A 2454-nucleotide genomic window follows, 5' to 3' on the forward strand; every position below is an offset into this window, starting at 1 on the left:
TATCAATCTCAATAAATGGCATGCAGGTGAAGTCATTGTCCGAATTCTACCTCCTATCGACACGCATATGGCTGAAGACAAAGATTTGGGCACTTTACTTGAAGACGCACACAGCCAGATGAAAGCGACTATTGATGAGCTAAACCAGAAAGTGAAAAATCGTTCGGATAGAAAATAAATCACTTGCCAGCATTTATGGCAACACATTCAGGCTCTAGCTCTTAGAATATTATCTACTTTGCTATAAACTAGCACTGTACTGAATATTAGATTTTAAGACCATAAAGCCGGACTATGCCGCTAAAAACACACTTCGAAAACTATAAGCGCGTTTTCAGACAGCAGCTCTCTGGTGTCGATGCTTTGCCACAGCTAGCAATTCTTGGCCTGATTGCCGGGTCCTTAACTGCTGGTGTCATCCTGCTTTTCCGCTTCATGATCGAAGTCCCTCTTGCTTATTTTCTTCCTGAAGGTGATCCGGAAAATTTTGAAGGCTTAAGTACCTTTATGCGGGTGGTGATGCCGCTTAGCGGCGCCCTGTTAATCGGCACCATCTGGTATCGTTTGAAGATTAGCCAGCGTAAGGTCGGCGTCGCACTAGTGATGGAGCGTCTCAATTATCATCAGGGTTATATCTCGTTTAAAAGTATGATGACCCAATTTGTCGGTGGCGTGTTAACCATTTTGAGCGGCCAGTCTGCCGGACGAGAAGGACCTGCCGTACATTTGGGTGCAGCAGCTTCTAGCTTACTAGGTCGCTATCTAAACCTACCCAACAACAGTATTCGGACCTTAATTAGTTGCGGCACAGCTGCCGCCATTTCTGCTTCCTTCAACACCCCCATTGCCGGAGTCATTTTCGCTATGGAAGTCGTGATGATGGAATATAGCATTGCCGGTTTTACGCCAGTCATCCTGGCTTCGGTTGCAGCAGCGATTATTTCTCAGGTTTTCTATGGCGCAGACCCTGCCTTCCTCGTGCCCCAGCTGTATATGAACTCTCTGATGGAAATTCCCTATATCATTATCTGTGGCATAGGTATTGGTATTGTTTCAGCCTGCTTTGTTGGCTTGATCAAGCTCACCTTGCGTAATAGCACTAGCAATATTTTCTATCGGATCTCCGCTGCCGGTGCCTTAACCGCCGTTGCGGCAGCATTTGTGCCCGAGATAATGGGGGTAGGCTATGACACTGTAAACCAAACGCTTTTGGGCGAGTTTGGTTTGCTTCTACTGTGCTGCATCGCCGTGGTAAAAATTGTGGTAACGGGCATTAGCATTGGCTTGGGGATGCCAAGTGGACTTGTGGGCCCAATTCTCTTTATTGGTGCAACCGTTGGCGGCGTATTTGGCCTAATCGCTGAATGGATTATGCCTGAAACCGCCTCCTCAGCTGGCTTCTACGCTATGTTGGGTATGGGTGCGATGATGGGTTCCGCGCTACAAGCTCCCTTGGCCGCACTATTAGCCTTATTAGAACTTACGCAAAACCCCAATATAATCATGCCGGGAATGTTGATCATTGTTGTATCCAGTATGGTTGCAAGTGAAGTGTTCAAGCAGCAGTCTATTTTCCTGAGTATATTGAAGGAACAAGGTCTCGATTATCACAATAGCCCGGTTATTCAGGCACTTCGCCGCGTCAGTGTTGGCGCCATTATGACCCGACAATTTAGTCCGACGAAACGGCATATAGTTTACGAGGAAGCCAAGGAAATTTTGCGCCAGGAGCCTAAATGGATACTAATCAATAACAGCGATGGTAAACCAGTTTCGCTTCTTCCCACGGTCGATCTTGCGCACTACCTGGAGGAAAACGAACAGGAGCTGGTCGAGGGTGAGGAGCACCCGATTAAGGAGCGCATCCTGATCGACCTGTTTGAAATCCCGGCACAGCGAAAAGATATTGCCTCTCTCTACTTTCAAGCCACGCTTCAGGAAACCCTTGACCGCTTTACAGAAACTAAAACTGAAGCCTTATATGTCGAGAGAACCAGTGCTCCTACCGTTTCGCGTGTCCTGGGTATCGTCACTCGCGCTGAAGTCGAAAATTATTATCAATACAAAAGGAAATAAACATGCTTTGGGTAAAAAGCTTTCACATTGTTGCTGTTGTATGCTGGTTTGCCGCCTTATTTTACTTGCCCCGCTTATTTGTCTACCACGCTCAGTCAACAGACCAAACCAGCTTAGAGCGTTTCAAAGTTATGGAACGAAAGCTATACCGCGGCATTGGAACCCCTTCGATGATTGCAACGATTGTGCTGGGGCTTTGGCTAATTTCCTATAATGTAGAAGGTTACTTCCACGGTGGCTGGTTACACGCCAAATTAACACTGGTCGCGATTCTTGTTGGCTATCACTTCTATTGCGGCAAGATTCTCAAGCAGTTTGCTAGCGACAATAATACCCGAAGCCACGTATTTTATCGTTGGTTTAATGAGTTCCCGGTAT

2 protein-coding genes are annotated in these 2454 nt (G+C 46.7%); both read left to right on the forward strand.

Annotated features, from left to right (window positions below; all coding sequences use genetic code 11):
- The first annotated feature begins 294 nt into the window (after positions 1-294).
- Positions 295-2076 (forward strand): chloride channel protein, encoded by a 1782-nt coding sequence (locus A3766_RS24760; RefSeq protein ID WP_068554385.1) that lies wholly within the window; start codon positions 295-297, stop codon positions 2074-2076.
- A partial coding sequence (hemJ, locus tag A3766_RS24765; RefSeq protein WP_304440984.1) for a protoporphyrinogen oxidase HemJ occupies positions 2073-2454 on the forward strand: 382 nt, incomplete at its 3' end. The genes A3766_RS24760 and hemJ, both read left to right, overlap by 4 nt.

This window comes from Oleiphilus sp. HI0132 (assembly GCF_001635845.1).

Coding starts and splice junctions, on each gene's coding strand:
- A3766_RS24760 (WP_068554385.1), top strand. CDS start 295: ATGCCGCTAAAAACACACTTCGAAAACTATAAGCGCGTTTTCAGACAG.